The organism is Maribacter sp. 4G9 (genome assembly GCF_002742265.1).
GTDB lineage: Bacteria > Bacteroidota > Bacteroidia > Flavobacteriales > Flavobacteriaceae > Maribacter.
Map to the genome: position 1 here is coordinate 1 of NZ_MDGL01000156.1, position 25,218 is coordinate 25,218.

24 protein-coding genes are annotated in these 25,218 nt (G+C 42.1%); 11 read left to right on the forward strand and 13 right to left on the reverse strand.

Annotation, left to right across the window (positions count from 1 at the left end):
- Positions 1-430: 430 nt before the first annotated feature.
- Entirely contained in the window at positions 431-1,066 is a 636-nt protein-coding gene (locus BFP75_RS15070) for a putative Ig domain-containing protein (protein WP_165776614.1), read from the forward strand.
- Positions 1,067-1,581: 515 nt separating this feature from the next.
- Here BFP75_RS15070 and BFP75_RS15080 read toward each other — a convergent pair.
- Positions 1,582-2,505: a LysR family transcriptional regulator gene (locus tag BFP75_RS15080; RefSeq protein WP_099546200.1), complete on the reverse strand. Its 924-nt coding sequence runs from the start codon at positions 2,503-2,505 to the stop codon at positions 1,582-1,584.
- A 93-nt stretch (positions 2,506-2,598) separates the two neighbouring features.
- Here BFP75_RS15080 and BFP75_RS15085 point away from each other — a divergent pair, with 93 nt between their 5' ends.
- The 5 genes from BFP75_RS15085 (at position 2,599) to BFP75_RS15105 (ending at position 7,507) form a co-directional block, all read left to right on the forward strand.
- Positions 2,599-2,907, forward strand: coding sequence for a hypothetical protein (locus BFP75_RS15085; RefSeq protein WP_099546344.1), 309 nt, complete (start codon positions 2,599-2,601; stop codon positions 2,905-2,907).
- Positions 2,908-2,974: 67 nt separating this feature from the next.
- Positions 2,975-3,184 (forward strand): hypothetical protein, encoded by a 210-nt coding sequence (locus BFP75_RS15090; RefSeq protein WP_099546201.1) that lies wholly within the window; start codon positions 2,975-2,977, stop codon positions 3,182-3,184.
- A 7-nt stretch (positions 3,185-3,191) separates the two neighbouring features.
- Positions 3,192-4,652, forward strand: a complete 1,461-nt coding sequence (locus BFP75_RS15095; RefSeq protein ID WP_099546202.1) for a proton-conducting transporter membrane subunit — start codon at positions 3,192-3,194, stop codon at positions 4,650-4,652.
- A gap of 4 nt (positions 4,653-4,656) precedes the next feature.
- Complete coding sequence (locus tag BFP75_RS15100) at positions 4,657-7,032, forward strand: DUF2309 domain-containing protein (RefSeq protein WP_099546203.1); 2,376 nt, start codon at positions 4,657-4,659, stop codon at positions 7,030-7,032.
- A gap of 190 nt (positions 7,033-7,222) precedes the next feature.
- Complete coding sequence (locus tag BFP75_RS15105) at positions 7,223-7,507, forward strand: DUF2188 domain-containing protein (protein ID WP_099546345.1); 285 nt, start codon at positions 7,223-7,225, stop codon at positions 7,505-7,507.
- A 189-nt stretch (positions 7,508-7,696) separates the two neighbouring features.
- Here BFP75_RS15105 and BFP75_RS15110 read toward each other — a convergent pair whose 3' ends face one another.
- Together BFP75_RS15110 and BFP75_RS15115 are read right to left on the reverse strand one after the other, a co-directional pair.
- Positions 7,697-9,055, reverse strand: a complete 1,359-nt coding sequence (locus tag BFP75_RS15110; RefSeq protein ID WP_099546204.1) for a Gfo/Idh/MocA family protein — start codon at positions 9,053-9,055, stop codon at positions 7,697-7,699.
- 12 nt (positions 9,056-9,067) lie between these two features.
- Positions 9,068-10,198 (reverse strand): mevalonate kinase, encoded by a 1,131-nt coding sequence (locus BFP75_RS15115; RefSeq protein ID WP_240531807.1) that lies wholly within the window; start codon positions 10,196-10,198, stop codon positions 9,068-9,070.
- A 267-nt stretch (positions 10,199-10,465) separates the two neighbouring features.
- On the opposite strand from BFP75_RS15115, the gene BFP75_RS15120 reads away from it, so the two are divergent.
- Positions 10,466-10,696: a hypothetical protein gene (locus BFP75_RS15120; RefSeq protein WP_099546205.1), complete on the forward strand. Its 231-nt coding sequence runs from the start codon at positions 10,466-10,468 to the stop codon at positions 10,694-10,696.
- A 49-nt stretch (positions 10,697-10,745) separates the two neighbouring features.
- Here the strand turns inward: BFP75_RS15120 and BFP75_RS15125 are convergent, their stop codons facing one another.
- A complete protein-coding gene (locus BFP75_RS15125) occupies positions 10,746-11,837 on the reverse strand; it encodes a sulfatase-like hydrolase/transferase (RefSeq protein WP_099546206.1) in 1,092 nt (363 codons plus the stop codon).
- Positions 11,838-12,034: 197 nt separating this feature from the next.
- Between BFP75_RS15125 and BFP75_RS15130 the strand changes: the two genes are divergently transcribed.
- From BFP75_RS15130 to BFP75_RS15140, 3 genes are all read left to right on the forward strand, one after another.
- Entirely contained in the window at positions 12,035-12,223 is a 189-nt protein-coding gene (locus tag BFP75_RS15130; RefSeq protein ID WP_099546207.1) for a hypothetical protein, read from the forward strand.
- A gap of 91 nt (positions 12,224-12,314) precedes the next feature.
- The gene (locus tag BFP75_RS15135) at positions 12,315-14,612 is read left to right on the forward strand and encodes an FdhF/YdeP family oxidoreductase (RefSeq protein ID WP_099546208.1); all 2,298 of its coding nucleotides are present in this window, start codon (positions 12,315-12,317) and stop codon (positions 14,610-14,612) included.
- A gap of 75 nt (positions 14,613-14,687) precedes the next feature.
- The gene (locus tag BFP75_RS15140; protein ID WP_099546209.1) at positions 14,688-16,073 is read left to right on the forward strand and encodes an exonuclease domain-containing protein; all 1,386 of its coding nucleotides are present in this window, start codon (positions 14,688-14,690) and stop codon (positions 16,071-16,073) included.
- Between the two features lie 97 nt (positions 16,074-16,170).
- Here BFP75_RS15140 and BFP75_RS15145 read toward each other — a convergent pair whose 3' ends face one another.
- The 7 genes from BFP75_RS15145 to BFP75_RS15170 form a co-directional block, all read right to left on the reverse strand.
- Positions 16,171-16,353 (reverse strand): hypothetical protein, encoded by a 183-nt coding sequence (locus BFP75_RS15145; protein ID WP_099546210.1) that lies wholly within the window; start codon positions 16,351-16,353, stop codon positions 16,171-16,173.
- Positions 16,354-16,463: 110 nt separating this feature from the next.
- Entirely contained in the window at positions 16,464-16,595 is a 132-nt protein-coding gene (locus BFP75_RS22565) for a hypothetical protein (protein ID WP_262497618.1), read from the reverse strand.
- A gap of 139 nt (positions 16,596-16,734) precedes the next feature.
- Positions 16,735-18,462 carry a SulP family inorganic anion transporter gene (locus BFP75_RS15150; RefSeq protein WP_099546211.1) on the reverse strand — a complete coding sequence of 576 codons (1,728 nt, stop codon included), beginning with the start codon at positions 18,460-18,462 and terminating at the stop codon, positions 16,735-16,737.
- 110 nt (positions 18,463-18,572) lie between these two features.
- A complete protein-coding gene (tnpA, locus tag BFP75_RS15155) occupies positions 18,573-19,025 on the reverse strand; it encodes an IS200/IS605 family transposase (RefSeq protein WP_099546212.1) in 453 nt (150 codons plus the stop codon).
- A 749-nt stretch (positions 19,026-19,774) separates the two neighbouring features.
- Complete coding sequence (locus BFP75_RS15160; RefSeq protein ID WP_099546213.1) at positions 19,775-20,533, reverse strand: hypothetical protein; 759 nt, start codon at positions 20,531-20,533, stop codon at positions 19,775-19,777.
- Positions 20,534-20,557: 24 nt separating this feature from the next.
- Entirely contained in the window at positions 20,558-21,337 is a 780-nt protein-coding gene (locus tag BFP75_RS15165) for an aldose epimerase (RefSeq protein WP_099546214.1), read from the reverse strand.
- A gap of 10 nt (positions 21,338-21,347) precedes the next feature.
- Positions 21,348-22,589 (reverse strand): ABC transporter permease, encoded by a 1,242-nt coding sequence (locus BFP75_RS15170; protein WP_099546215.1) that lies wholly within the window; start codon positions 22,587-22,589, stop codon positions 21,348-21,350.
- 3 nt (positions 22,590-22,592) lie between these two features.
- Between BFP75_RS15170 and BFP75_RS15175 the strand changes: the two genes are divergently transcribed.
- Positions 22,593-23,831, forward strand: coding sequence for an exo-beta-N-acetylmuramidase NamZ domain-containing protein (locus tag BFP75_RS15175; RefSeq protein ID WP_099546347.1), 1,239 nt, complete (start codon positions 22,593-22,595; stop codon positions 23,829-23,831).
- Between the two features lies 1 nt (position 23,832).
- On the opposite strand, the gene BFP75_RS15180 is transcribed toward BFP75_RS15175, so the two are convergent.
- Together BFP75_RS15180 and BFP75_RS15185 are read right to left on the reverse strand one after the other, a co-directional pair.
- Complete coding sequence (locus BFP75_RS15180) at positions 23,833-24,672, reverse strand: sterol desaturase family protein (protein WP_099546216.1); 840 nt, start codon at positions 24,670-24,672, stop codon at positions 23,833-23,835.
- A 42-nt stretch (positions 24,673-24,714) separates the two neighbouring features.
- Complete coding sequence (locus tag BFP75_RS15185; RefSeq protein ID WP_099546217.1) at positions 24,715-25,209, reverse strand: YkgJ family cysteine cluster protein; 495 nt, start codon at positions 25,207-25,209, stop codon at positions 24,715-24,717.
- Positions 25,210-25,218: the final 9 nt, after the last annotated feature.

Sequence of the window (25,218 nt, forward strand, 5' to 3'; positions counted from 1 at the left end):
TACTTGACCAAAAGTCCCTCAAGTTCAACAACACGGTCGGCCAAACGACGGTTCGCACGCTCAAGATTCTCCAAACGAACCAATAACTCCGATATGAACTTATCCTTTTCGATAACCGAAAGATCCGATAATCTTTCGTAGGATCCAAATGAATTGACAACTTTATCAGCACTGATTAGTTACTCCTTTAAAAGATGAAAGCGCATTTCTTCCATATTTTTCAGCGGATGGAAAATCCATATTATTTGCAAAAAGTAGCTCTAAAACAGATAATTATCTCACCAATATTTGGGTTATAACTAAGAAAAATGATCACTGGGATAATCCAAAAAAAATAGAGGCCCCCATTAGTTCAATAGCCAGGGAATCTACGGCTTCAATGACATCTGACGGCACAATTTATTTTTCGTCCAACCGAAACGGAAATGGATTGGCCGATTTATATTTTTCAAAACTGGATAACGGAGAGTATTTAAATGCTGAACGTATTGATTCTGTTTGCACTGAGCGAGATGAAGAGAGTATTTTTATTTCCCCTGATGAGAGTTATATGGTTTTTAGCAGGTATGTGGCAGATGACAACCCTCCAGATCTTTTTATTAGTTATAGAGGTTCCAATAGAAATTGGACTGAACCAAAATCATTAAACACAACGATTAACACTGTCGATTGGGAGAGAAGGCCATTTGTAAGTGTCGACAACAAATTTTTATTTTTTACTCGCTTAGAAACCGATGGATTCAATTTAATTGAATCGGATATTTATTGGGTAAGTACTTCAAAAGTATTTAAGCCTTTTGTTTATAATCCGCTTTCTGATATAACATTGCAGGTTGGCGAGCAACTTGAATTACAAATTCCCTTAGATTATTTTAAAGACATAGATGACAAAGAATTAACCTTAAGTATTAATCAAAATGAATTAGAATGGTTGGAATTTGATAGTGAAAGCATGAAGTTATCAGGTTTGCCAAATCAGGAGGGGGATTTCGAATTGATTTTTACGGCGGAAGATGAATTCTCGAATATGACCGAGGATAAGGTAAAAATAAAAGTAAAAAATTAAGCACCGAGAGCAAGAATGAACGTTATGAAAAGTGGTTCCGTCTGCCTAAAGTCAAAATTGTCAGCAGTCTTATAAAACGAACGATTTTTGGGACAACAATCATGATGATTAACCGAACATCACACTCCGGAAGTTTGCGCCTATTTGAAGATATTTAAGGAATCGAACCTGCTTTTTTTGGAAGTAGTTACCTATTCGGTGAGCATAAATTTTTAGGATAGCTGAACAGCCCATTTTTATAGCGGTTTGAAAGGTTAGTTCTGGACCCTCCGGCTCCACTCCAAAAGCCACCTGTTGGGTGGCTTTTTTTGTTACGCCGTCGGGCTTCTTAGGCCAGCGCGGCAAGCTCGCTCCTTCACTAAAGTCAAAATTTCAAAATAAAATAGGAAAACCAGCGTCTAGCGTATTAGCTTTTCATTTACAGGACGGAAGGCACTAAGGAACACCACAGATAAACGCTCAAAATCAAAACATCAGGCAATTCAAAATATACAAACAGGAAGGATCCTAATTCATTAAAAATCCTTGATCCAATTAAATTTTTCATTTATGATTTCCTCTTTTTTCTCGGTTAAATAGTCCAAGAAGGCGACTGCTGCCGGTGAAAGGTTTTTAGATTTTAACCAAATTAGGTTCCAAGTGGTAATAATTGGCAGCCCTTTAACGGGTATGATTCTCAGTTCGTTGTTCCTAAGCGAGTTTTTAATGCCTATCAAAGGCATGATGGAACATCCTAGCCCCGCAATAACGGCCTGCTTTACCGCCTCATTGGAGGTCAGCTCCAGTTTTTTAGTGACGGAATATCGGTTTTCAGTTATAAACCCTTCCATGGCATTACGAGTAGCGGAGCCCGGTTCCCTGTATATGAGGGGTAATTTTTCAAAAAGATATTGCTTGGTATGACTTTTAGGCAATTCCCTTTGATAATCGCTCACATAAAACAGCTTGTTTGGCATTAACGCCACCGACGAAACTTTGAGCTTATCAGGCAAGACGGAAACCAACGCAAAATCGACCTCGTTCCTTTCCAAACTTCGCACTACCTTTGTTTTATTGGTAACGTCCATAATCAAGTCCACACCTGGGTTTTCCTTCATAAAATCCGACATAAAAAAGGGCATCACATATTTTCCCGTAGAAACAACCGATATTTTTAATCGACCGGAAAGTCTTCCTTGAAATGCCATAGTCCTGTAATTGATCTCTTGAACCTGATTCAAGATTTTCTCTGCCGCCTGGGCTATTTCATTCCCAAAATCCGTCACAAAAAGCCTTCTTCCCACAACTTCCGTCAAGGGAATTGGAAACTGGTCTTGAAAATTTTTCAGCTGTATCGATACCGCAGGCTGGGTTAAATGTAACTCTTCGGAAGCCTTCGTAATACTTTGTAATTCAGCTATCTTAAGAAAGATATGAAGTTGGTGCAATGTATAATTCATAAAATTAATTAATGTTTATCATTATAAATATAAATAATATTTAATAATAATTATACTTCATCTTTGCACTGAAAAATGTTAAAATTCAAAATCATGGAAACTAAAGAATTACCAAAAGTCAAAAAACAACTAAAGACGATCCAACTAGTGGATGGAACTTTTACGCCTAGCGAGGCATCCGATGTCATTACGGCCTTGATAGATGAAAAAATCAATTTTCATAAAATCCAAAGATTACAGGTTTGGGAAGGAAACCATAAATGTAATACACACGGATTGGATGACAGAATTCAGCAATTAATAAAGGAAAAACAGTTGGCAAAGGAAATCATCAACGAAGCACGTGCCAAAGGCACCAACATTTCTATCAACGGTACTCTCAGTTTAAAGTTTGTCGACTAAGTCTAAAGTTCATTCGAATTTTAAAGACCGCTACTTTCCAATTTTTCATTAACTCTAAAATCAAATCATGCAAATAAATAAAAAAACAGTCCTCCCTTTGCTCGGTGTTCTCGCCATGATTTTACTCATTGGACTTTCCTATTTCAACCAATTTATTTTTATGGAACAATTACTTCTTTGTGCATTCATTTTTGGGTTATCGGCCCTTGTTCACATATTGGGTGGTATGAAGAATATTGGGCAAGAAGAGGAAAGAGCCAAAGAAGGAATAAAATAACAGTTAGATGACACCACAGCAAACCACCTTCACAAATACATCAAACGAGCATACTGGCAAAACCTGGCTTACGGATATATTCCCTGTTTTATTTTGGGTCATTTTCTTTGCCAACCTAATTTTTTCCTTGGTTCACTTTCCAATTATTCCAGAATGGCAGTGGGGAGAACTGTTTAGAATTAATGGTTTCACCTTGCTTCTTATAGTGACCGTATCTTTTTTCAGCGCCATCATTGCCACCTACGCCAAATTCTATTTTAAAGAACGCGGACAGAGGTTTAAATTTATGTTACTATGCCTAGCGTTCACGCTCTCTGTACAGTTCTTTATTGTTTCCAAGCATATCCTGCTGTTACTATTAGGCTGGTCGCTTATGGGTCTGGTCATGTCCAGACTTATTGGATTTCATACGGAATGGAACGAGGCCAAGGAAGCCAAAAGACTGGCAAGAAATTACTTTTTAATAGGTAGTTTTCTTTTGGGGGTAGGCCTATTGCTACCCGCCGCCTATAACAATAGTATGACCTTGGATGCTTGGACGGATGCCATTGGACAAACTCCAAAATACATCCTATTGCTTTCGGCTTTCTGTATTATTGTTGCCGTTTTGATCCAGTCTGCCATCTTCCCTTTTCACAAATGGTTACTATCGTCCATGACGGCCCCTACTCCTGCATCTGCCCTCATGCATGCAGGTTTTGTGAACGGGTCTGGAATAATTCTAACCTTGTTGGCGCCCATTATTGTTGCATCCAACACCTTGGATATACTGCTCATCATTGGCGGGCTTACGGCCATCGTAGCTCAGTTTACAAAACTTATCCAAGTCAACGTGAAACAACGTTTGGCATGTTCCACTATTGCGCAGATGGGTTTTATGATCATGCAATGCGGCCTTGGTTTTTTCAATGCTGCCATTACCCATCTTATCCTACATGGGTTTTACAAAGCATCCCTTTTTCTCTCCAGCGGGGAAGAGGTTGAAAAACTTCATCCAAAATCCCCGCCATCCATACGAATAAAATGGTACCAAGGGCTGATCGTTTTAATATTCAGCTTACTGGGCGCTTACCTTTTTGCCCTACTCACCGGAAAAGGATTGACTTGGGACAGTGGCATATTCCTTACGCTGATAGCGGCCATCACAGTGGGACAAATGACCTACAATCTCGTAAAGCTTAATCCACTCAAAGGATGGCAGAAAATGGTATTGTCCCCGGTACTTTTTATTTCAGGAATCGCGGTCTATGCCCTTGTCTATAAATTGGTGACCACCTTTATGACCGGGATGGAAATCATTGCCATACCAACCCAAATCACACCTTTTCAAATTGTATTTGGTATTGTGTTCCTAGTGGGGTTCTTTATCATGAAACTTGGAAGCTATAGAAAGATTCCTTGGCTTTATGTAAAACTTCTGGACTTGTCACAACCCTCCAAAAAAACCTTTTTAAATTTTAAAAACTGACACCATGAATCAATTGGACATCGATATACTAGTAGATAAGGCCACGGAATACGTAGGAAACACATGGCCTCTCTATTCGTTTGTGACCTCCAATCCCCTAAGTGGTTTCGAAGGCCGACATTTTTTACAGGCAACCCAAGAAGCCGGGGACCTCTTAAGGGCGCAAATGTTCCCTAAGGCTGCGGTTTACAAAAAAGCCTTGGATAGCGGAGCTATAGCTATTTCCGAAATAAAGGATATGTTAAGGGAGAAAGGGTATTCCCATTCTCCTGAGTATTCTTTGGAGCTAATGACAAAAAAGAACCCTAAGGGAACGGAGTATAAGGAAAATGCGTTGGACCGCTACATGGTAAAGTGGCTTTCCTCCTTTATGGACGAAGGTTTGGCGGAATGGGAAATGCCCTATAAGCAGGAAGGATTTTATCAAGCTTGGAGAAAATTGGCACCGTACGATGATAGTTTAGGTATTGTACGTTTGACCATGATTCCAAAAACCAGTGATGATGCCCTAAAAATGTTGTTGGATGGATTGCCCGAAGAAGTGATCCTGAAAGCCTTTTCCCAACATCTAGCGGCCTTGCCGGGATGGACCGGTTACATAAAACACAGAGCGAACAATCTCAAGGCTTGGCAACAGGAGGCCCCAATCGACCTTAAGGACTATTTGGCCGTACGACTTTGGGCGAATAAAAAGTTGGGATTCGGACTTGTACATAAGGATATATCGGACAATACGAAAGACCAAACCAATGAACTCCACTATATATGGCTGATGGCTTGGGAAAGAAGTTGGCAAAAAGAATTGTTACAGACCCTAAAAAAGTCGGATATCGGCGTTTCAAAAAGCGAAGATTCAATACCCGATGCACAGATGGTTTTCTGTATAGATACTAGGTCAGAACTCATCCGCAGGCATGTGGAATTACAGGGCAACTATGAAACTTTTGGGTATGCGGGTTTCTTTGGTATAGCCATGGATTACGAAAACCCAAAGAACGGATTGTCACAAAAAGCCTGTCCGCCCATTTTGGAATCCTGTTATCTGGTTTCGGAAAATACCAAAGAAGACAAGGAAGCTTCCAAAAATCATCTGGACCACAAAAATGAGGTACGTTCCTCTTGGAACTATTTTCTAAAGCGGATGAAGAATATGTTGCCTTCCACCTTTGGGTTTGTGGAAGGTTCAGGATTTCTTTACGGACTTAACCTTACGGCACGGACACTATTTTCCAAAACGATTTACGGTTGGAACAATAAGAATAGGAATGTATATGAAGCGCTTTGTACTCCAGACATACATAATTCGGACTACAAAGAGTCTAAAAACGTTTCTATCCCCCTGACCGAAAAAGTAGCTATCGTTAAATCGGCATTCGACCTAATGGGCTGGAAAGACTTTGCTCCTCTTGTGGTCTTCGCGGGCCATGGAAGCCATTCTGCCAACAACCCCTTTGGTTCCAGTCTGGACTGTGGTGCCTGCGCGGCAACCCCGGGAAGGCACAATGCACGGATGTTGGCAAAACTTGCCAATGATATGGAGGTCAGGGAAGTACTGTCCAAACAGCACGGCGTAAATATTCCCGAATCGACCTATTTTATGGGAGCCGAACACAATACCACGACTGATGAGATCGTGCTTTTTGATGCCGATGAACCTCGATCGCACCATCAAGCCTTGGAAAATCTCAAGATAAACCTGAAAAACGCCCAGATTTCTGCAACGCAGGAAAGATTGGGACGAACCAAAAACAGTGTCTCCCAAGCTCAATTGAATGCAAGCAATTGGGGGGAAACAAGACCGGAATGGGGACTTGCCAAAAACGCCAGTTTCGTCATTGGCCCAAGAAAATTGACGCAAAACCACAATCTGGACGGGCGATGCTTTCTCCACTCCTACGAGTGGCAAACCGATCCTGAAGGAAAGGCTCTAGAAGCCATCATGCAAGGGCCCATGGTCGTCACCCAATGGATAAACAACCATTATTACTTCTCCACCGTGGATAATGACGCTTTTGGTGCAGGAACAAAGACCTCTCATAACATCACTGGAAAATTTGGCGTGGTACAGGGCAATGGGGGCGACCTAAAACGTGGGTTGCCTTGGGAATCCCTTTATGATGAAAAGGATACCCCGTATCACCCACCATTAAGGCTGACCGTAGTGATCAATGCCCCACTTAAAAGAGTGAACAAGATATTGGATAAAAACGAATCGTTAAAATCCTTGATTGCCAATGAATGGCTTCACCTTATCATCATGGATCCCGAAAAAAATGATGAGTTACTCTGGAAACCAAATCAATTGATTTGGGTCAAGAAAAAGAAAAATGGGGCAAATGCATCCTTACAGTACAGCAAGTATGAAGAACTAAGTGTTTAACCAATGGACCAGAATCTTTTGTTTTTGTATTAGCATTAAAAAATAAAAATCTGACTTCCACTAATTGAAAGCCACCTTAATGGTGGCTTTCTGCTTCACCGTATTTTAGGAAGTCGTGCAAGCAAATATGTAAAAAATGGTAGGATTAAGTATTAATGCTATCTTAGGTACAATCAAAAAAAAAATCAGAATGCCCTCGGAAAAATCCATTGCACGTACTCTAATCGAACTCCTGGAAGTCTTTTTTAATAGCTCCCGAAGCCTCAATAGAACAAGGACCTGGCACCAACATGTGGTTCCTTACGAAGATGGTTGGGCCGTTCGCCGCGAAGGAAATAAGCGCATTACCAGCAAGCACCAAAAACAGCGTACGGCCTTGGAAAAAGCAAAAAGATTGGCACGGAAATATAATGCGGATGTCATCATTCACAGGGAGAACGGGGAAATCAGAGAAAGGATTAGTTTTAGCGATTAGAAACAAGCGGATTTATTAGGAGAAAAATCCCCTAGATAAAAGCCACCTAAGTAAACTACCTCGGGGAAAGCCCACGAGGCATTCGCAGGAAACAAATTTTTAATTTCGAGGCAAGCCTCGGAGTATTAAACCCTTTGACGGTGCCAATAAAAATTCTTAAACTATTTTAATAGTTGAGAAAACTGGGATTCAAAAAGTGTCCTTCATCCAATTATAAGGTTTCCTTTTTACCCAATTGCCCCTCGTGAAATCAGGAAAATCCTGGGGTTCGCCATTATTGGCAATGGATAGTTCGGACAAGGGTGTAATGGCACTCCAAGCTGCGGCATCGTAAGCATCCATGGGCGGTGCAATATTCGCTTTGGCAGATTCCACAAAGGCGTTTATCACAAAAAAGTCCATGCCTCCATGACCCGCCCCGCTGGCATATTCACCAAATTTTACCCAAAGAGGATGGTCATATTTTTTTAACCATTCATCCGCCGCATCCCATTTGTGAGGCTCTGATTGTCCCTCAACATACATTCGGTTGCCATCCACTTCCCAGAGACCATTGGCACCCTGTACCCTAAAGCCCAAGGAATATGGTCTTGGTAGGTTACAGTCATGGGTAACAATTATGGTCTCGCCATTGGAAGTATCGATCGTGGTGGTAATAACATCCCCTTGTTTCCATTTCAACTTGGCATTTGGATGATCTTCCCCGCCCTTTGCCACAATATAATTATGCAAGCCAATTGCCTTGGTGGCGTGGGAGGTAAGGGACACAAATCGATTCCCCCTATTGATATCGCACATAGCGGCTATGGGCCCTACTCCATGGGTAGGATATACATCGGCATTCCTTAACAAGGAATGTTGGGTACGCCATTTTGCTTCGGAAATTCCCTTTTCCCCAAATTCCACCCCTACACCATAGGCTTCCTTTCCATCATTGAACTTAACGCCCCTTAGATCGTGCTGATAACCACATCTAAAATGAACCAATTCACCAAAAACATTCTGACGGACCATATTTAGAACCGCCAGGATATCCCTCCTATAGTTTACGTTCTCCAAGATCATCATATGGGTACCGCTGCTCTCATGGGTATTCACCAAATCCCAACACTCCTCCATGGTATTTGCGGCTGAAACTTCCAAGCCGGCGTACTTGCCCGCTTGCATGGCATCCTTGGCCATGCGGGTGTGCCATAACCAAGGGGTCGCAATGATAACCGCATCCACTTCCTTGCTTTCCAAAAGATTTTTATAGTCCAAATCGTGCTTTCCAAAAACCTGTGGCTTGGTATCGCCCTTTTCGGAAATCATATCCAGGGCAATTTTCGTTCGGGCTTGATCTACGTCGCAGATAGCGGTAACAAGTACATCGTCCCGCATCAATAAATTTCTAAGGTGATTGGTGCCACGCAATCCGACACCGATCATACCAACACGGAGCTTTTGCGCGGAAAAATGCATTCCCATTGAAAATTGTGGCCAAAGGGCCGTTCCTGTGGCCGCTATGGAGGCGGATTTAATAAAATTTCTTCTGGATTTTGAGTTCATTGCGATACGGTTTTAATTATTAGAATGGGTCGTGTTTTGGACGCGCAACCCGGGGTCGACCTGTATGGTATATGCTTCCTTGGCGCCAACGGACAGCAGTGCGTCAACAATTTTAGTTTCAGTACCAGGTTTCGTTAGCACCACGATACTACCGCCACCACCGGAGCCCACAATTTTAGCCCCGTAGGCACCCTGTTTCAAAACGGCATCGATCATGACATCGATTTTGGGGACGGTAATTTTTAATTTATCCTTCAATAAGGAGTGATGGGCGGTCATCAACTTACCAATTTCCTGTAAATCCAGATTCGGTTTTTGAAATTCCAACAAGGCCATTTGTGTAATATGGTGATTTTCGATGGCCGCCTCAAAATAAGGCACCAAATCCAACGGCAGTAGGGGACCATATTTTTTTAGGTCCAAAATGGTGGCCTTGTGAATATTAAAATCATTGAATTTATCCGAAACTATTTGAATGGCCTTTTGGGCATTTCCCTTAACCCTTCCCAAAAGCCCCACAGTTTCCTTGGGAACCCCAGATACCCCTGTCACCATTCCATGCAATTTAGAACCGATGGTACTGCATTCAAAAGGTGCCTCTGTTTTGATATGGACAACCCCGCCCATGGCAATACTAAAATGGTCCATCATGCCACCAGGTTCCCTATGCTCCAAGATTTCGGCCCTGTATCCCAGCTCCGCCAAAAACTCCCGATCGACCGGTCTGTCAATACCAAAAGCCTCTATCAAAAAATAAATCCATGCCAAAAGAACCGCCGAGGAGCTGGAATTCCCGGAATTAATGGGGATATTCCCTGTAATATCCACATCGTAGCCCCTGTTTGGGAGACACCCCTCACGTCTTAAAACGCGAAGTGCCGAGGCGAAATAATCCCGGGCCTCCAAAGACCGGAATTCCTCCGAAATTGGAATATCCCTTTTGGAATCGATATCCTGCATCCGAATCCTAAAAACTTTGGAATCGTTGCGCGTGGCGTTCAGAAAAATATGGCGATCAATGGCACAGGCAATTACGGGAAGTCCCAAGTAATCCTGATGGTCCCCAAAAAGGCAAGTTCTACCCGGTGCCACTATTTTTATTTCTTTATCTATCAAAATTCCAATCTCTTTGAATTTGCTCAACGTATTGGTTTAATACCAGAAACTAATTGATTTGGAAGGTACATCATCAACGTAGCAATGATACAAAAAATGTGTTCGAGCACAAATTTAATAATTGGACAAAATCGAAGTATTTAAAACCTTATGTATCTTGATTGACAACGAGTACCGCTTTCAAACCAACCACTTGTAATCCCATAGGAGGCAACTATGTTAAAAACCTGTTGATTAAAAAGAGGGCTATGGTTTTAATATTTATTTATATTTGGAAATCGACCATCCATACCGATGATAAAAAATATTAAGACCATGTTCAGTAACATGAACGACTCCACGCGCGAGGCTGCCCTCACTTGCCTTTGCAATGAGTTTAAATTGAACGACAAGCGGTTTATCAAAAAAAATTGGATGATCGGAGGCAGAATTCCAGAGGAATACCAAGAAAGAACTGTTGTTATTTTCCAGAATTTATTGCGGGAACAAGCTCTCAAAGTTCGAGAAATTCAAGTAAATCTGTAATTACAACCTCTGTTGATTTTACTCAAAAAGCATTTGCAAAACCTATAAATCAACGTTCAGTGAAATCAAAAACCTCTCCCTTAATTATGGATGCATCTATAGGTAGACCCAAAATTTCAAGTAGGGTTGGCACTATCTGATTGCTATACAACTGTTCCTTTAACCTTATTTCCCCTTTGGCCGTTATACCCTTTCCAAAGGCTATCAACCATACACTTCCCGCTCCTAGTACATCGGAGCCATGACTTCTCCAGGTATCCAACGGCACAGAGCCCCGGCCATGGTCCGAAGTAATCAAAAACAGGGTATTGTCCTTATATACCGAATCGGATTGGGTATAATCCCATAACTCCTTAATGAACATATCGGTGGTTTGGGCCGATTTCAAATAAGCGCCGTAATCCCCATCATGGGCAAAATCGTCCGTTTCCCCATAGGCGATATATGTCAGTTTTGGATGGTTCTTTTTCATTTCTTCGAGTGCGAAATGATGTGTAAAAGCGTCCAATCTCACGGAACCCCATGGACTGGGCACCTTGGGTTGCAATTCGTTCAGGAATTGCTCCCTATCAGTTAGGGAATCACCATGGGCCAGATCAAAACCTGCATTGACCGGAACCCTTGACCGTTCCTCATTAATGATATAGGGAAAAACATCCCAGCTACCAAAGGCCGCCACCTTACCCTGATATCTTTGGTCTTCGTTGGCTATTTCCAAAATGGTCCTATTGGGGTTTGGCACTATGTCATTGCTTGTAATTTTCTCATCATCCGCCCTTCCGGTCAATATCTCATTATATCCCGGGTAGGAAAACCACATGGAATTGGTCAAATCCACCTTATTTCCCAAACTCCTATTTCCATATATCTGCCCCATAGCTGGCACCTCGTTCCAAATAAATGGCAGTAGGGCCTTCCTTCTCTCTCCAGAAGATTTCTTCCAAAACAACCGTTTTAAATCCGTCGTATCCTGCACATAATCACTATTGGCCACCAAAAGCGAATCTGCACCGGTAAAAAGTTCTTGCCAACGAAAACCGTCCAAGGTGATCAGCACGATGTTGGTTTCTTCTTGTTGTGCCCTTACTTGGCCACTTCCCATGCACATTAGGAGCAGAAGCAATGGTATTTTATAGTTCATTTTTCCTTTTTTTAATATTTTATCCTGTTTTGGTGTATTACCTTATTACCCGCATTAAAAGTTATTAACAATTTGTCTTAATAACTTTTGGTGTGCATTTCATCGAAAAAATTGCTCTTTTAATCGTGAAAACAAATTCAAAATCTATTTTTGGCCGACCCATTTAGCCAAATATTCATTTACCCATAGCAATTTAAATGAAAATACGCCTTTTCAAGTTCCCTACCCTAGCGTTGCTTGTTTTTGTTATGCTGATTTTTTCAACCTCCTGTAACAAGGAAACTGATTTGGTTTCTGAATTTGTCATTAAGGACAGCGTAAAGGTATTTGATCAAAATAGTAATGAGCGGTTTGTAGAAATAGAGGCCGTGGAGGATTCCAACTAATTTCCCTCACCATCCGTTTGGCGTAACAACAACAGTGTTGGCGACACTTCTTTTCCAATCTTTATAATACCTTAGTGGGAAAGAATCATGTATGGCCTCCCCATTCAAACGAAATATTTCCCTTACCGGTGACACTCGGTTTACCGGCATCACACTTACAGAATCCAAAGAATTTGCCGCAGGATTTCCCGGCATTAAGGTTGCGCTACAACATACGTTCAAGGAAATGGGAGCTTTGGAAGCCTTGGGCACACTCTCCAAAATGAACCAAAAAGACGGATTCGATTGTGCGGGTTGCGCCTGGCCGGACCCGGAAAAACCTTCCAATCTTGGGGAATATTGCGAAAATGGGGCAAAAGCCCTTGCAGAGGAGGCCACCTACGAAAAGGTAGACGCCGATTTTTTTAAAAAATACAGTGTCGAGGAAATTTCAACTTGGTCAGATTTTAAAATTGGTAAGAGCGGTAGATTGACCCAACCTATGATTTTAAGGGAAGGAAGTATCCATTACGAACCCATCTCCTGGGACGCCGCTTTTCATGCAGTTGCCCAATATCTGAAATCCTTGGAATCCCCGGACGAAGCTATTTTCTATACTTCGGGGCGGTCCAGTAACGAAGCTGCCTTCCTATACGGACTATTCGTGCGTGCCTTTGGCACCAATAACATGCCGGACTGTTCCAACATGTGCCATGAAAGTAGCGGGGTCGCCTTGTCCGAAACCTTAGGCATTGGAAAGGGGTCTGTAAAATTGGAGGATTTTGATGCGGCGGAAGTGATTGTCGTTATGGGGCAGAACCCGGGGACCAATCATCCCAGAATGCTTTCCGCACTTGAAAAGTGTAAAAAGAACGGTGGAAAAATCATCAGTATCAATCCCTTGGCAGAGGCCGGATTGATTCGGTTTAAAGATCCACAATCCCTAACAGGTATCACAAAGGGCACCTCATTGACGGATATCCATCTTCAGGTGAAAATCAATGAAGATGTTGCCTTGCTAAAACTGATCATGAAAAAGTTGGCCCATCTGGAAAATAGCGGGAAAAAAGTGTTCGATCACCACTTTATCGAAACCTATACCCAAGGATTTGATAGTTTCCTGAAGGACCTAGATCGCCACAAGGAGGATGAACTTTTGGAACGATGTGGAATCCATGAGGACATCATTGACGAAGCTGTTTCCCTTTTATCGGAAAAAAACAAAATCATCATTTGCTGGGCTATGGGACTTACCCAACACAAAAATGGCGTGGACAATATCAAGGAATGTGTAAATCTATTACTTAGTAAGGGAAGTTTAGGTAAACCAGGCGCAGGGACCTGTCCGGTCCGGGGACATAGCAATGTACAAGGAGATCGCACGGTGGGTATTATGCATCACGTTTCTAAAGAACTGAATGAGTCTATAGAAGGTGTTTTTGGTTTTGCACCTCCAATCAAGGAAGGGTTGGATACCGTAAAGGCCTTGGAGGCCATGCACGAAGAAAAGGCCAAGGTGTTTGTCGGCCTGGGTGGAAATTTTGTTTCCGCCATATCGGACACGCAATATGCCGCGGAAGCGCTTCAAAACTGTGAACTTACCGTACAGATTAGTACCAAATTGAACAGGAGTCACTTGGTTACGGGAAAAACGGCCTTGATCTTACCCACGTTGGGTCGGTCCGAAAAAGACAATCATAATGGTAAGGACCGATTCCTGACCGTTGAAAACAGTATGGGGAAAGTACACAGAACCAAAGGCGTACTGCAACCAAAATCGGAACATTTAAAAAGTGAGCCTGAAATTATCGGGGGCATTGCCCAGGCCTATTTCAAAAACCAGCATCCGGTAGCTTGGGAAGATTTGGGCAAGGATTATGATGGTATCAGACAAAAGATGTCCGAAACGTTGAAGGGATTCGAATCGGTTCAAAAAGCGTCCAAAGGAACGGGCTATTACCTACCCAACAACGTTAGGCAACTCGATTTCAGTAAACTGAAAAACGGTAGGGCCCAGTTCAGTATTTGCAACTTAGCGGCACACGATTTGAAACCCCATGAGTTTTTATTGATGACCATACGTTCCCATGACCAGTTCAATACCACTATCTACGGTCTCAATGACCGCTACAGAGGTGTTACGAACGAACGCCGTGTGCTTTTCATGAACCAAAAGGATATGGAAAGATTCGGCTATAACACCTTGGACATCGTGGACCTGGTCAGCAACTATGATGCGGTAGAGCGACGTGCTCAAAAATTTTTGATCGTCCCTTATAATATCCCGCAAGGGAATCTGGGAGCCTATTTCCCGGAAGCCAATATGGTGGTGCCCCACAACCATTATGCGGATAAAAGCAATACGCCCATCAGCAAATCCATTATCGTACATTTGGAAAGGTCGAAATAAGTATTTCACAACCAAGCTCCATTCCCCTTTCAGTAAATTGAACTAACTTTAAAGTGGTCTTTTTCAATCGCTATTTTGTACTGCATCGTAGACATAGAAACCACCGGCAACGGAATCAAGGGTAATAGGATTACCGAAATATCCATTTTTAAATACGATGGGAATGAGGTGGTAGATGAGTTTACCACCTTGGTAAATCCGGAATGTGATATTCCCTTCTTTATTACCGGACTAACAGGCATAGATAATGATATGGTCAGGAACGCCCCGAAGCTCGAAGAGATTGCTCCCAAAATACTAGAAATTACATCAGGTGCCATTTTTGTGGCACACAGTGTAAACTTTGATTACAATGTCATAAAAAATGAACTGCAACTCATTGGGATGGAGTTTTCAAGAAAGAAGTTGTGCACAGTTAGGTTGTCCAGAAAACTACTCCCCGGTTATCATTCCTACAGTCTTGGTAAATTGTGTTCATCCATAGGGATACCACTATCTGACAGGCACAGGGCGCGTGGGGATGCCCATGCCACCATGCTTTTGTTCCACAAACTGTTACGGACCCACGATGCCGACACCGTTTTTAAGTCCTTTTTAAACGCCAGATCACAGGAAATTACCTTGCCCCCTTCCCTACCCAAATCCGAGTTCCAGAAATTGCCCTCCACACCGGGCATCTATTATTTTAAGGATTCAAAAGGGACGATTATCTATGTTGGAAAGGCCATAAACATTAAAAAAAGGGTACTGGGCCACTTTTATGATAAATCCACCAAGGAAATTTCCTTGTGTTCGGAAACGGCCTACTTGGACTTTGAGGAAACAGGAAACGAATTAATCGCGCTGCTATTGGAATCGGCAGAAATCAAAAGACATTATCCCAAATTCAACCGCGCCCAAAAACGAAAAATACAGCAGTATGCCATTTTCAGTTATGAGGACCGAAACGGGATCATACATTTGGCCTATAACAAAATCAACATGGCACCCAATCCGCTGCTGGTTCTATACAGTATTCCCGAATGTAGGGCCTTTATGGAAACCTTGTGCGAAAGCTTTGGACTCTGTCCAAAATACTGTCATTTGCAGGACCACGTGGATACCTGTTCACATTTTAGGATAAAGAATTGCATAGGTATCTGTTCGGATATCGGTCATTTGGAAACGTACAATGAGCGTGTAGGTATTGCCATACGATCCCTGGGCGAGGCAAAATCAGATTACGTCATAAAATTAAAGGGCAGGAACCCGGAAGAGAACAGTTTTGTACTCGTACAAGAAAACCTATATATGGGGTACGGCTATGTTCCCAAAGATACCCCGCTCTTCAACCAGGATAATTTTGAAGCCTATCTTACCAGGCAAAGAAATACCTTGGAGACCCAAAGAATCGTGGAGGCATATGTTCGAAAAAGTGCGAAGAGCGTACTGAGTCTAAAGGGCGAGGAAACCTATGAATAGGCTTAATCCTTTAATTTGTGATACATGCGTATCACAAAATACACCCATAGGACAAAAACTATCCCAACAATAATGGAATACACCAATACTACCTCCACTACTTCCTAAACTTTAAATAGTTCATAAAGCCCAAAATGGTAGGTGCCCAAAATGCTATAAAAATCGCTTCCAATTTTTGTCCTTGTAAAAACATGACTTCGGAGACGATAATAATGGAGAGAACGACGAGGAGCACGATAAAGTTCATCACTCCAATGCGTTTAATAAAACTTTTCAGCATACTTTAAATAAGAGGAATGAAAATGGTCTAACCAAATTACTTTGGAAAAACACCCTTACATCCCGTTTGCTTAAAAATACAAAATAATGCGTTCAATCCAGGATAATTATCTAAGACTGTTTTCCCTTTCCGCTGTTCATAAGGCTAAGGGTTACCACAACAAGGGCAATCACGACTGCGGCAAAAACACCGATCATGATAATACCGTTGCTCCAATTGACTAAAGGTAATAGGGTCTTCATAGACATTCAATTTAACAGGTTGTACTTATGGCTTTAGTTAAAGGGCTTTATAAGCCTTCAAATAATTGGTTAAAAATAGGAAGGAGAAATATCCAATTATATGATTTCTATCATAAAGCCCATTTGCTTGAAAAAGTCTCTACCGTGTCCTTTTGTTTTCATGGGCGACCCTCGCCCCTAGTTGGGACAATTGAGAAACGTTGTCAAAATAGTCGACTGCCTCCTTGGTGGTTACAAAAAGATACTCCTTTTGGAGTTCATTGATAATATTGGTGGTAAAAATGATGTCCCGCATGGGGCCAATGGCGCCGGCGATGTAAAACTGTAGCCCCATGTCATGGATTTCGTGTATCAGTTTGGAAAGGACATCCGCCCCTGTGGCGTCAATATAGGTCATGGCTTCGGCATTCAGAATAACCGCTTTTAAATCAGATCCCTTGCTCTTTATCTGTTTTAGCATTTTCTTCTTAAAGTAGCCCGAATTTCCAAAATAGAGTTGGGAATCGAACCTCACAATAAGCAAATCCTTTCTGATGATGACCTCATCGTTAAACCGATTGATATTTTTATAATAATCGGATCCCTTCAAATTCCCCAACTCCGCAAAATGAGGCTTTGAGGTTCGGTAGACCATCAACAGTAATGATAACAGCACACCCACCACGATACCATGCGTGATCCCAATAAAAAGTGTGACCAAAAACGTGACAAGCAGTACCGCGAATTCATCCTTGCGATCCTCCCATAAATACTTGGCATATTCCAAATCGATCAATCCAAAAACGGAGACCATAATGATACTCGCCAGCACCGTATTGGGAAGGTATTGGAAAACAGGTGTAAAAAACAATAAGGTAAGCACGACCAGAATGACACTAAAAAGACCCGCTAAATTCGTCTTTGCACCAGACTCCTGATTTATGGCCGATCGTGAAAAACTTGCCGTGGAGGCATAGCCTTGAAAGAAGGAACCTAACATATTCGATGCCCCCAAGGCTACCAATTCTTGGTTTGCGTCCATAGTTTCCTCCCCACTTTTATCTTCCATGGCCTTTCCAATGGATATGGTCTCCAAATATCCTACCAAGGCCAAAGCGACCCCCATGGGCCAAAGCATTTTAAAATTCTCAAAGGTAATCTTGGGCAATGAGAAAGAGGGCAGACCTTTGGAGACCTCACCTACCAATTCCAACCCGTAGTCGCCCAAACCAAAATAATAGACGGCCAATATTCCAAGTACGACCACTAAAAGCACTGCCGGAAAACTTCTTTTCCATTTTTTAAATCCCAATATAATGAGGATTCCAAGGACACCCAATCCTAAATCATAGGGGTTGGTCTCCCCTATTTTTTGCAGTGTCATGGTTGCTATTTCATGGAAATGATTGCTATTTGGGACAGAGATTCCCAGTAAATGCTTTAACTGGCTAATCATAATGATAATGGCCGCTGCCGATGTAAACCCACTGATTACGGGTTTTGATAAAAAATTTACCAAAAATCCCATCCTGAATATTCCTATCAAAAGTTGGGTTGCCCCGGCGATCAAGACCAATACTACGGCCAAGCCGATGTACTCCGATATATCCGAAATCGCAAAGGTGCCCAATGCCGCGGCCACCAAAAGGGAATCCATGGCTACAGGTCCCATGGCTACTTTGCGCGAAGTCCCCAAAAACACATAGGTCAAAACGGGAACCAAGGCCGTATACAATCCATATACCGGAGGCAATCCAGCGATCATGGCGTAGGCCATGCCCTGCGGAACCAAAACAATCCCCACGGTAAGCCCTGCAATCAGGTCTTTTGTTACATAGGCTTTTTTATAGGTAGCCGCCCATGCCAAAAATGGTAGAAAACGCTTCACGATTCAAAAGTAAACAAATCCCACGTGGCAAAATTAGGTAGGATTAAAGTAAGAGAGGTAATCCTTCCGAATAACAAAAGTCCGTAGTAAGCCCTGAAAAGGAAAGAAAATTAATCCCATACATAGTTTTCATCATAGTCAACCTCATATTCTTGTAACATTGTTCGATACTCCTCCTTAAAATCCTTGCTGCGGTGATGTTCATGCTGATTTTTAATATAGTTGGTCACCACATCAACCTGAGCTGGATTAACAGAAAAGGCCCCGTATCCGTCTTGCCAAAACAAATTTGCTAAACTTTCATCCTTTGTTTTTATCCATTTACTTGAATGTGCCTTAACTTTTTGCACTAAAGTCATCAACGCCAGTTTCTTGGATAACATACACAAAATATGTACATGGTCAGTATAACCTCCAACGATTAAAACCGGACAATCCAACTTCTTACAAACACCACCTATATAGGCATATAGCTCTTTATCATAAGGCGGAAAAATTAGCTCTTCCCTATATTTTGTACTGAATACGATATGTACATAATTTTGAACTAGTGATTGTCCCATTCTATTATTTCGCCCTTTCAGGGCTTTTATTATTTTGACTTCTTATGGAAGTACTTTGTACTTCCTTCCTAAACTGCGTCCCTACGGAACTAATGTAACCATTCCAGATACTAGTTTCAATACGGTCCTATCCTCCCATAATATAAAACTACCAAACCCCGCAGGGGTGCCTTTTCATCAAGGCAGGACAAAGTCCTGCCGAATAACACATATCCGTAGTAAGTCCTGAAAGCGCGAAGTTCCCATTCGATAATAGCTATCCTACCGCGTCCCTACGGAACTAATGTAACCAATCCAAACCATAGTATCCATACAGTCCTATTCCCCCAAAATATAAAACTACTCAAACCTCGAAGGGGTTTTTTATTAAGGCAGGACAAAGTCCTGCCGAATATAACATATCCGTAGTAAGCCCTGAAAGGGCGAGGTACCCATTCGATAACATCATAAGGAAGCACCTCGTACTTCTGTTCTAAACTGCATCTGGAAAGGCACAAGCACGGATGCTTGCGCCAGCGGAGGTGACCTTTCATCAAGGCAGGACATAGTCCTGCCGAATAACACATATCCGTAGTAAGCCCTGAAAGGGCGAGGTACCCATTCGATAACATCATTAGGAAGCACCTCGAACTCCTGTTCTAATCTTCCTGGAAAGGCACAAGCACGGATGCTTGCGACAGCCACGGGGTTCTTTGTAAACACCTTGTTTTATTATTTTCTTTGATTGTTATAGTCGTTTGAATTCCCTATTAAATTCCCTTTTCAACTTGCTCTTTAGTGCGGTAATCTAAGGGTAAAGGCATATATGTCGGCAATTGAAACATTCTTATTTCCAAACTTCTTCGTTTGTCAAGATTTTTAAATTCAGATATATTATTTAAATATGGATTTTGAATATTTGAATCCATTGTTAAAACATAGCCGTATGGGGGAAAAGCAATTTCAGAACATTTGATAGTATTTCCAGTCAAAAAATCTCCTTGAACAACATGATGCATATATCTCACATTTTCCGCACGTGTTAAATAGTAAAAAATTTTGTAACGTTCATGCAATTCATTGGAGTCTTTAGAAGCTACGAAATTTGACAATTCAGGATAAGATTCCAAAAACCATTCTCCATTTATTGCCAAAAACATTGAGACAATTTGTTTTAGTATTTTTTGAGGTTCAACATTTTTAATGGTATAAGTGTGTAGTTTAAATTCTTTATTCTGTAAAATATGAAAACCACAGTCTACCCATAGTTTATAAGCAGGAACGTATTCCGTACCTAAAAAGCTATTGCATTTTTTACAAAAGGAATTATATCCAATTCCTCCTTGCTTTATTTTCCCTTTTGGTGGAGTTTTTAAGGGATTTTCTGTTTTTAAATAATCCTCAAATTCTATGGACGAATACTTTGTATTTTTATTAAATGTAGATCTAGGTGGGACATGTTCAAAAGACAGCAATGTTTTTTGACCACAAAGGCGACAAATTCCAGAAGCCATTTTGTGTCGTCCCATTTTTTAATTTTTTTTTGCTAAAAGCTAACTAGAAAATATAAACACCTTAAAACGCTTGGCCCTCCCTCCATCAAGATACAAAAACCCCATATCCAAGTTAGCTTGCTCCACGGCATAGGGGTAAAAGGTGATGGGTTCGATGCAGACCATATTGGGGACTTCCGTCCAGAGCATGAAATGGCCAAAACCTTCGGTTTGAATGGTCAGTTCTAGGTCGTCCTTGAGTACAATTGAAGCCTGATCGGGTACGTGAAGGGCCCTGCTGCCAACGGCCCGGACTTCCGGAATGGCAATCTCCCTATGTTCTGTCCTGATTATCGGGTTATCCGTGACAAGATTAAATGCCGGATGGTAGCCCAACATAAAAGGCATGCCGTCTTCCCCTTCGATTTCAAAATAGATTTCCAGCCCCTTTTCGTTCAAATGGTAAGACTTTATGAACATAAAATCATAGGGCCATGAGAGATACTCCTCTGTAGATTTTTCAGGGTATTTGGAATTTTTTATGCTTGTATTCGCCTGATAGCACTTTTCAAAAATCGCTTTTGTTTCGGTGGATTCCAAAAGTTCGTATTCCAGTTCCCGAAGCAGTCCATGCTGGTCTTGGATGGCCGTCCCTTTCGGGGTTTTCACTTTGAAATCGACCTCGTTCGTTGGGCCAATGATGGGAAACATCTCGGTGTCGGAATTTCGCCAACCCGGACTCCCTTTTTGATGGATCAGCTCGTGACCATCAAATTGATAGCCTACCAGTTCCCCTTGATCGATCCGTACTTGCTGTTTATCTAAGGTAAGTATCGTCATATTATTTGTATTATTCAAAGCGAATGGCCTTCACCGGCGTAATCTTGGTGATGATGTACGAGGGAATCAACAACATCAACAGGCACAGGAAAAGCACCCCGATATTAAGCAATAAAACCGTAATCAAATTAATATGCACGGGAATGTATTCGATATAATATTCCTCGGGATTTGGAAACTTGAACACCCGATATCTGTCCTGCACCCATATAAACCCGAGTCCGATCAAGTTCCCCCAAAACAGCCCGATGGCTATCAAATAGGCCGCATTGTACAAAAATACTTTTCGTATACTCCAATTGGTCGTCCCCAGGGCCTTTAGGATTCCGATCATGGGCGTCCGTTCCAAAATGAGCACCAAAAGTGCCGTAATCATATTGATGCCACATACTATAATAAGTATGCTAACAATCATAACAATGTTAAAATCAAAAAGGCCTATCCACTCGAATATTTTATAGTATTTGTCCCGGATTGATTTTGTATCTAAAGTTGAAAAAGTTCTTCCAAAAATATCATCCCTTTTTGCATCAATATCATCAAAATTGTCCAGTAAGACCTCAAAATTGCCCACCTCATCATCGGCCCATTTGTTCATCTGTTGGATGTGCCGGATGTCGATAAAAATATACTTATCGTCAATCTCTTCAAAGCCACTGTCATAGATGCCCACAATGTTGAACTTACGCTGGTTGGGCATTTTATTGGTATCGTCGTCCCGCAGGAAAAAGGTAAAAAAGGAATCCCCCACCCCCAACTTCAAACGGTTAGCGGTTATCTTGGAAATCAGCACATCTGAGTTGAGTTCGCCCGTATAATCCGGCAAGGTTCCGGCCACCATAAAATCGTGGATGGGCGTCCAATAGTAATCCGCCCCCACACCCTTGGCTAAAATGCCCTCAAAGGTGTCCTCTGTACGGATAATCCCTCCCTTGGTGGCCACGGCCTGTACATGGGCAATTCCATCCACATTCGTAAACCTGGGGTAGAAATCCTGTTGTTTGGATACGGGTGATACCGATACTTCGGACCGATTATTGTCATAGTTGGAAATCTGGATATGGCCGTTAAAAGCGGCAACCTTTTCCCTGATCTTGTATTTAAGCCCAACCCCCGTGGCAATGGCAATCAACATCATGACAACACCAATGGCTATGGCGGCAATGGCTATTTTTATTATTGGCGCGGAAATACTAATTTTATGTTCCTTGCCCGTAATAAGCCGTTTGGCAATAAAATATTCTAAATTCAAATGATGTTGATTTTAAACCGATTCAAAAATACCCTTTTTTTATCTTTTTTGATCTGCCTATCGTGTGGAAACTCGGGCAAGAAAAGTACGGATACCGCTCAAAAAGAGGAGCTAAAAACCACTAAACGGACAACCGAACCTATAATTGTGGCGGCCAACCGAACTTTGGAGTATTTGCCATTGTTACAAGGAAAGTCGGTTGGCATTGTGGCGAACCAGACCTCGGTCATTTTTAAGGAAACCGGATACACCCACTTTGTGGACTCATTATTGACATTGGATATTGACATCAAAAAGGTGTTTTCTCCAGAACATGGATTTAGAGGCAAGGCCGATGCGGGTGAAAAAGTGGAAAGCGGTACAGATCAGCAAACCGGGCTACCCATCGTTTCCCTGTATGGAAAAAACAGAAAACCAACCGCAGAACAGTTGGCCAGACTTGATATCGTATTATTTGACATTCAGGATGTGGGTACCCGTTTTTACACCTATATCGCCACCTTGCAATTGATGATGGAGGCCTGTGCAGAAAGCAATATTCCTGTTTTGGTTTTGGACAGACCCAATCCAAACGCCCATTATGTTGATGGCCCTATGATGCAAAAGGATCATTCCGGATTTTTGGGCATGAACGAAATTCCGTTGGTGTACGGTATGACCATTGGCGAATATGCCAACATGATCAACGGGGAAGGTTGGTTGGAAGGGGGGAAAAAATGTGACCTAACGGTAATTCCCTTGGCGAACTGGATACATGAAAGCTTTTATCCTATCCCAATACGCCCCTCGCCCAATCTACCCAACGATGTTTCCATAAACCTCTACCCTAGTTTGGGGCTTTTTGAAGGCACGAACGTAAATGCAGGTCGCGGTACGGAATTTCAGTTTCAACGCTACGGAGCTTCCTTTATGGATTCCGCAGCCTATAGTTTTTCGTATGTGCCAGAACCCAATTTTGGAAGCAAAACCCCCAAAGAAGAGGGAAAGATATGTTATGGGAAAGATCTATCAAACACTCCTAGAATAAGCGAAGTATCGCTACAATGGCTTTTGGATGCCTATACCAATACAAACGATAAAACCAAATTCTTTCTAACCTCTGGGTTTACGAAACATGCCGGTACGCCGGAGCTTCAAAGACAAATTGAGTCGGGGCTTACGGAACCGGAAATAAAGGCTTCTTGGCAGCCGGAACTTGAAAAATTCAAGAAAATAAGAGCCAAGTATTTGATGTATGATTAAATTAATCAGCGTCACCTACAGTTGTTGGCCTGCGATACTTATGGAAAGGCTGTTTCAAGAGCCCGGAAATACTGGAATTTTCGGTTTCATCTGGAAAGGTGTCCACTCCATACACGATCGATTCCCTGTCCAAATACATATAGGTGCCGAACAATCGGTCCCAAATGGCAAAAATATTTCCGTAATTACTATCGGTATAGGGAAGTACATAGTGATGGTGGACTTTGTGCATATCCGGAGAAACAATGATGTAACTAAGATACCTGTCCAATTTTGTGGGGAGTTTAATATTGGCATGATTGAATTGCGAGAGAACTACCGACAAACTTTGATACAACATGATGATGCCAATAGGCGGCCCTACCAATAGCACACCCAGCAACGTAAATAGATAACGTACAAAAGATTCCAGTGGATGGTGCCTATTTGCGGTTGTCGTATCCACGTGATGATCGGAGTGGTGCACCAAGTGGACCATCCACAAAGGTTTCACCTTATGCTCCACCCAATGTGCCAAATACGCCCCGATCAAATCCAACAGCATCACCCCAAGCAGTACATACAACCACAAGGGCATGGCAGGCAGCCAATTAAGGATACCAAAACCATTGGCCACGGTCCAATCTGCGGTTTTCAACAACAAAAACGCCAGAAAAAAATTAATAACGATGGTCGTAAGGGTAAAAAAGAAGTTTGGAACGGCATGTCGCCATTTTTTATAGCGTACCGTGAATAGCGGAACAATACCTTCCAAAACCCAAAATAGTGTAATCCCACCAACCAAGATTAGGGAACGGTGCGCCGAAGGAATAGTTTCAAAATACTGGATCACATTTTCCATACCGTTAAATATACGAAATCAGTCCAATTTCTTTTAGACCGATTATAAGGAAATCCTCTTTTTCATTTCCTCGACGATGTTATAGGCTGCCGGACAAATGGCTACATTTTTCAGGGTGAGGTGACTGATTTGATGGAACTTTTTACGGTCGGTGTGGGGAAATTCCCGGCAGGCCTTGGGCCGTACCTCATAGATGGAACAATAATTATCGGCTCCCAGAAAAGTACAAGGAACTTGTTGGAGCACATAATCGTTCTCCTCATCCATTTGTAGATAGGCATCGATAAACTGCTGGGGCTTCATCCTAAAGTGTTTCGCAATCCGTTCAATATCCGCATTCGTGAACAAAGAACCGGTTGTTTTACAGCAGTTGGCGCAGGTAAGACAGTCTGTCCGTTCAAATTCGGCTTCGTGCAATTCCTGCATCACATAATCCAAATTCTTGGGCGGTTTCTTCCTCAATTTCGTAAAGAATTTCTTGTTCTCGGCTTTTTTATCGGAAGCCCGCTGCGGAAGTTGCTTCAGTTCATGGTCCATCCTCCAATT

Coding starts and splice junctions, on each gene's coding strand:
- BFP75_RS15080 (WP_099546200.1), bottom strand. CDS start 2,505: ATGAATTATACATTGCACCAACTTCATATCTTTCTTAAGATAGCTGAA.
- BFP75_RS15130 (WP_099546207.1), top strand. CDS start 12,035: ATGAAAATACGCCTTTTCAAGTTCCCTACCCTAGCGTTGCTTGTTTTT.
- BFP75_RS15110 (WP_099546204.1), bottom strand. CDS start 9,055: ATGAACTCAAAATCCAGAAGAAATTTTATTAAATCCGCCTCCATAGCG.
- BFP75_RS15180 (WP_099546216.1), bottom strand. CDS start 24,672: ATGGAAAATGTGATCCAGTATTTTGAAACTATTCCTTCGGCGCACCGT.
- BFP75_RS15105 (WP_099546345.1), top strand. CDS start 7,223: ATGCCCTCGGAAAAATCCATTGCACGTACTCTAATCGAACTCCTGGAA.
- BFP75_RS22565 (WP_262497618.1), bottom strand. CDS start 16,595: ATGAAGACCCTATTACCTTTAGTCAATTGGAGCAACGGTATTATCATG.
- tnpA (WP_099546212.1), bottom strand. CDS start 19,025: ATGGGACAATCACTAGTTCAAAATTATGTACATATCGTATTCAGTACA.
- BFP75_RS15120 (WP_099546205.1), top strand. CDS start 10,466: ATGATAAAAAATATTAAGACCATGTTCAGTAACATGAACGACTCCACG.
- BFP75_RS15135 (WP_099546208.1), top strand. CDS start 12,315: ATGGCCTCCCCATTCAAACGAAATATTTCCCTTACCGGTGACACTCGG.
- BFP75_RS15090 (WP_099546201.1), top strand. CDS start 2,975: ATGCAAATAAATAAAAAAACAGTCCTCCCTTTGCTCGGTGTTCTCGCC.
- BFP75_RS15160 (WP_099546213.1), bottom strand. CDS start 20,533: ATGGGACGACACAAAATGGCTTCTGGAATTTGTCGCCTTTGTGGTCAA.
- BFP75_RS15145 (WP_099546210.1), bottom strand. CDS start 16,353: ATGCTGAAAAGTTTTATTAAACGCATTGGAGTGATGAACTTTATCGTG.
- BFP75_RS15125 (WP_099546206.1), bottom strand. CDS start 11,837: ATGAACTATAAAATACCATTGCTTCTGCTCCTAATGTGCATGGGAAGT.
- BFP75_RS15085 (WP_099546344.1), top strand. CDS start 2,599: ATGGAAACTAAAGAATTACCAAAAGTCAAAAAACAACTAAAGACGATC.
- BFP75_RS15100 (WP_099546203.1), top strand. CDS start 4,657: ATGAATCAATTGGACATCGATATACTAGTAGATAAGGCCACGGAATAC.
- BFP75_RS15165 (WP_099546214.1), bottom strand. CDS start 21,337: ATGACGATACTTACCTTAGATAAACAGCAAGTACGGATCGATCAAGGG.
- BFP75_RS15185 (WP_099546217.1), bottom strand. CDS start 25,209: ATGGACCATGAACTGAAGCAACTTCCGCAGCGGGCTTCCGATAAAAAA.
- BFP75_RS15175 (WP_099546347.1), top strand. CDS start 22,593: ATGTTGATTTTAAACCGATTCAAAAATACCCTTTTTTTATCTTTTTTG.
- BFP75_RS15095 (WP_099546202.1), top strand. CDS start 3,192: ATGACACCACAGCAAACCACCTTCACAAATACATCAAACGAGCATACT.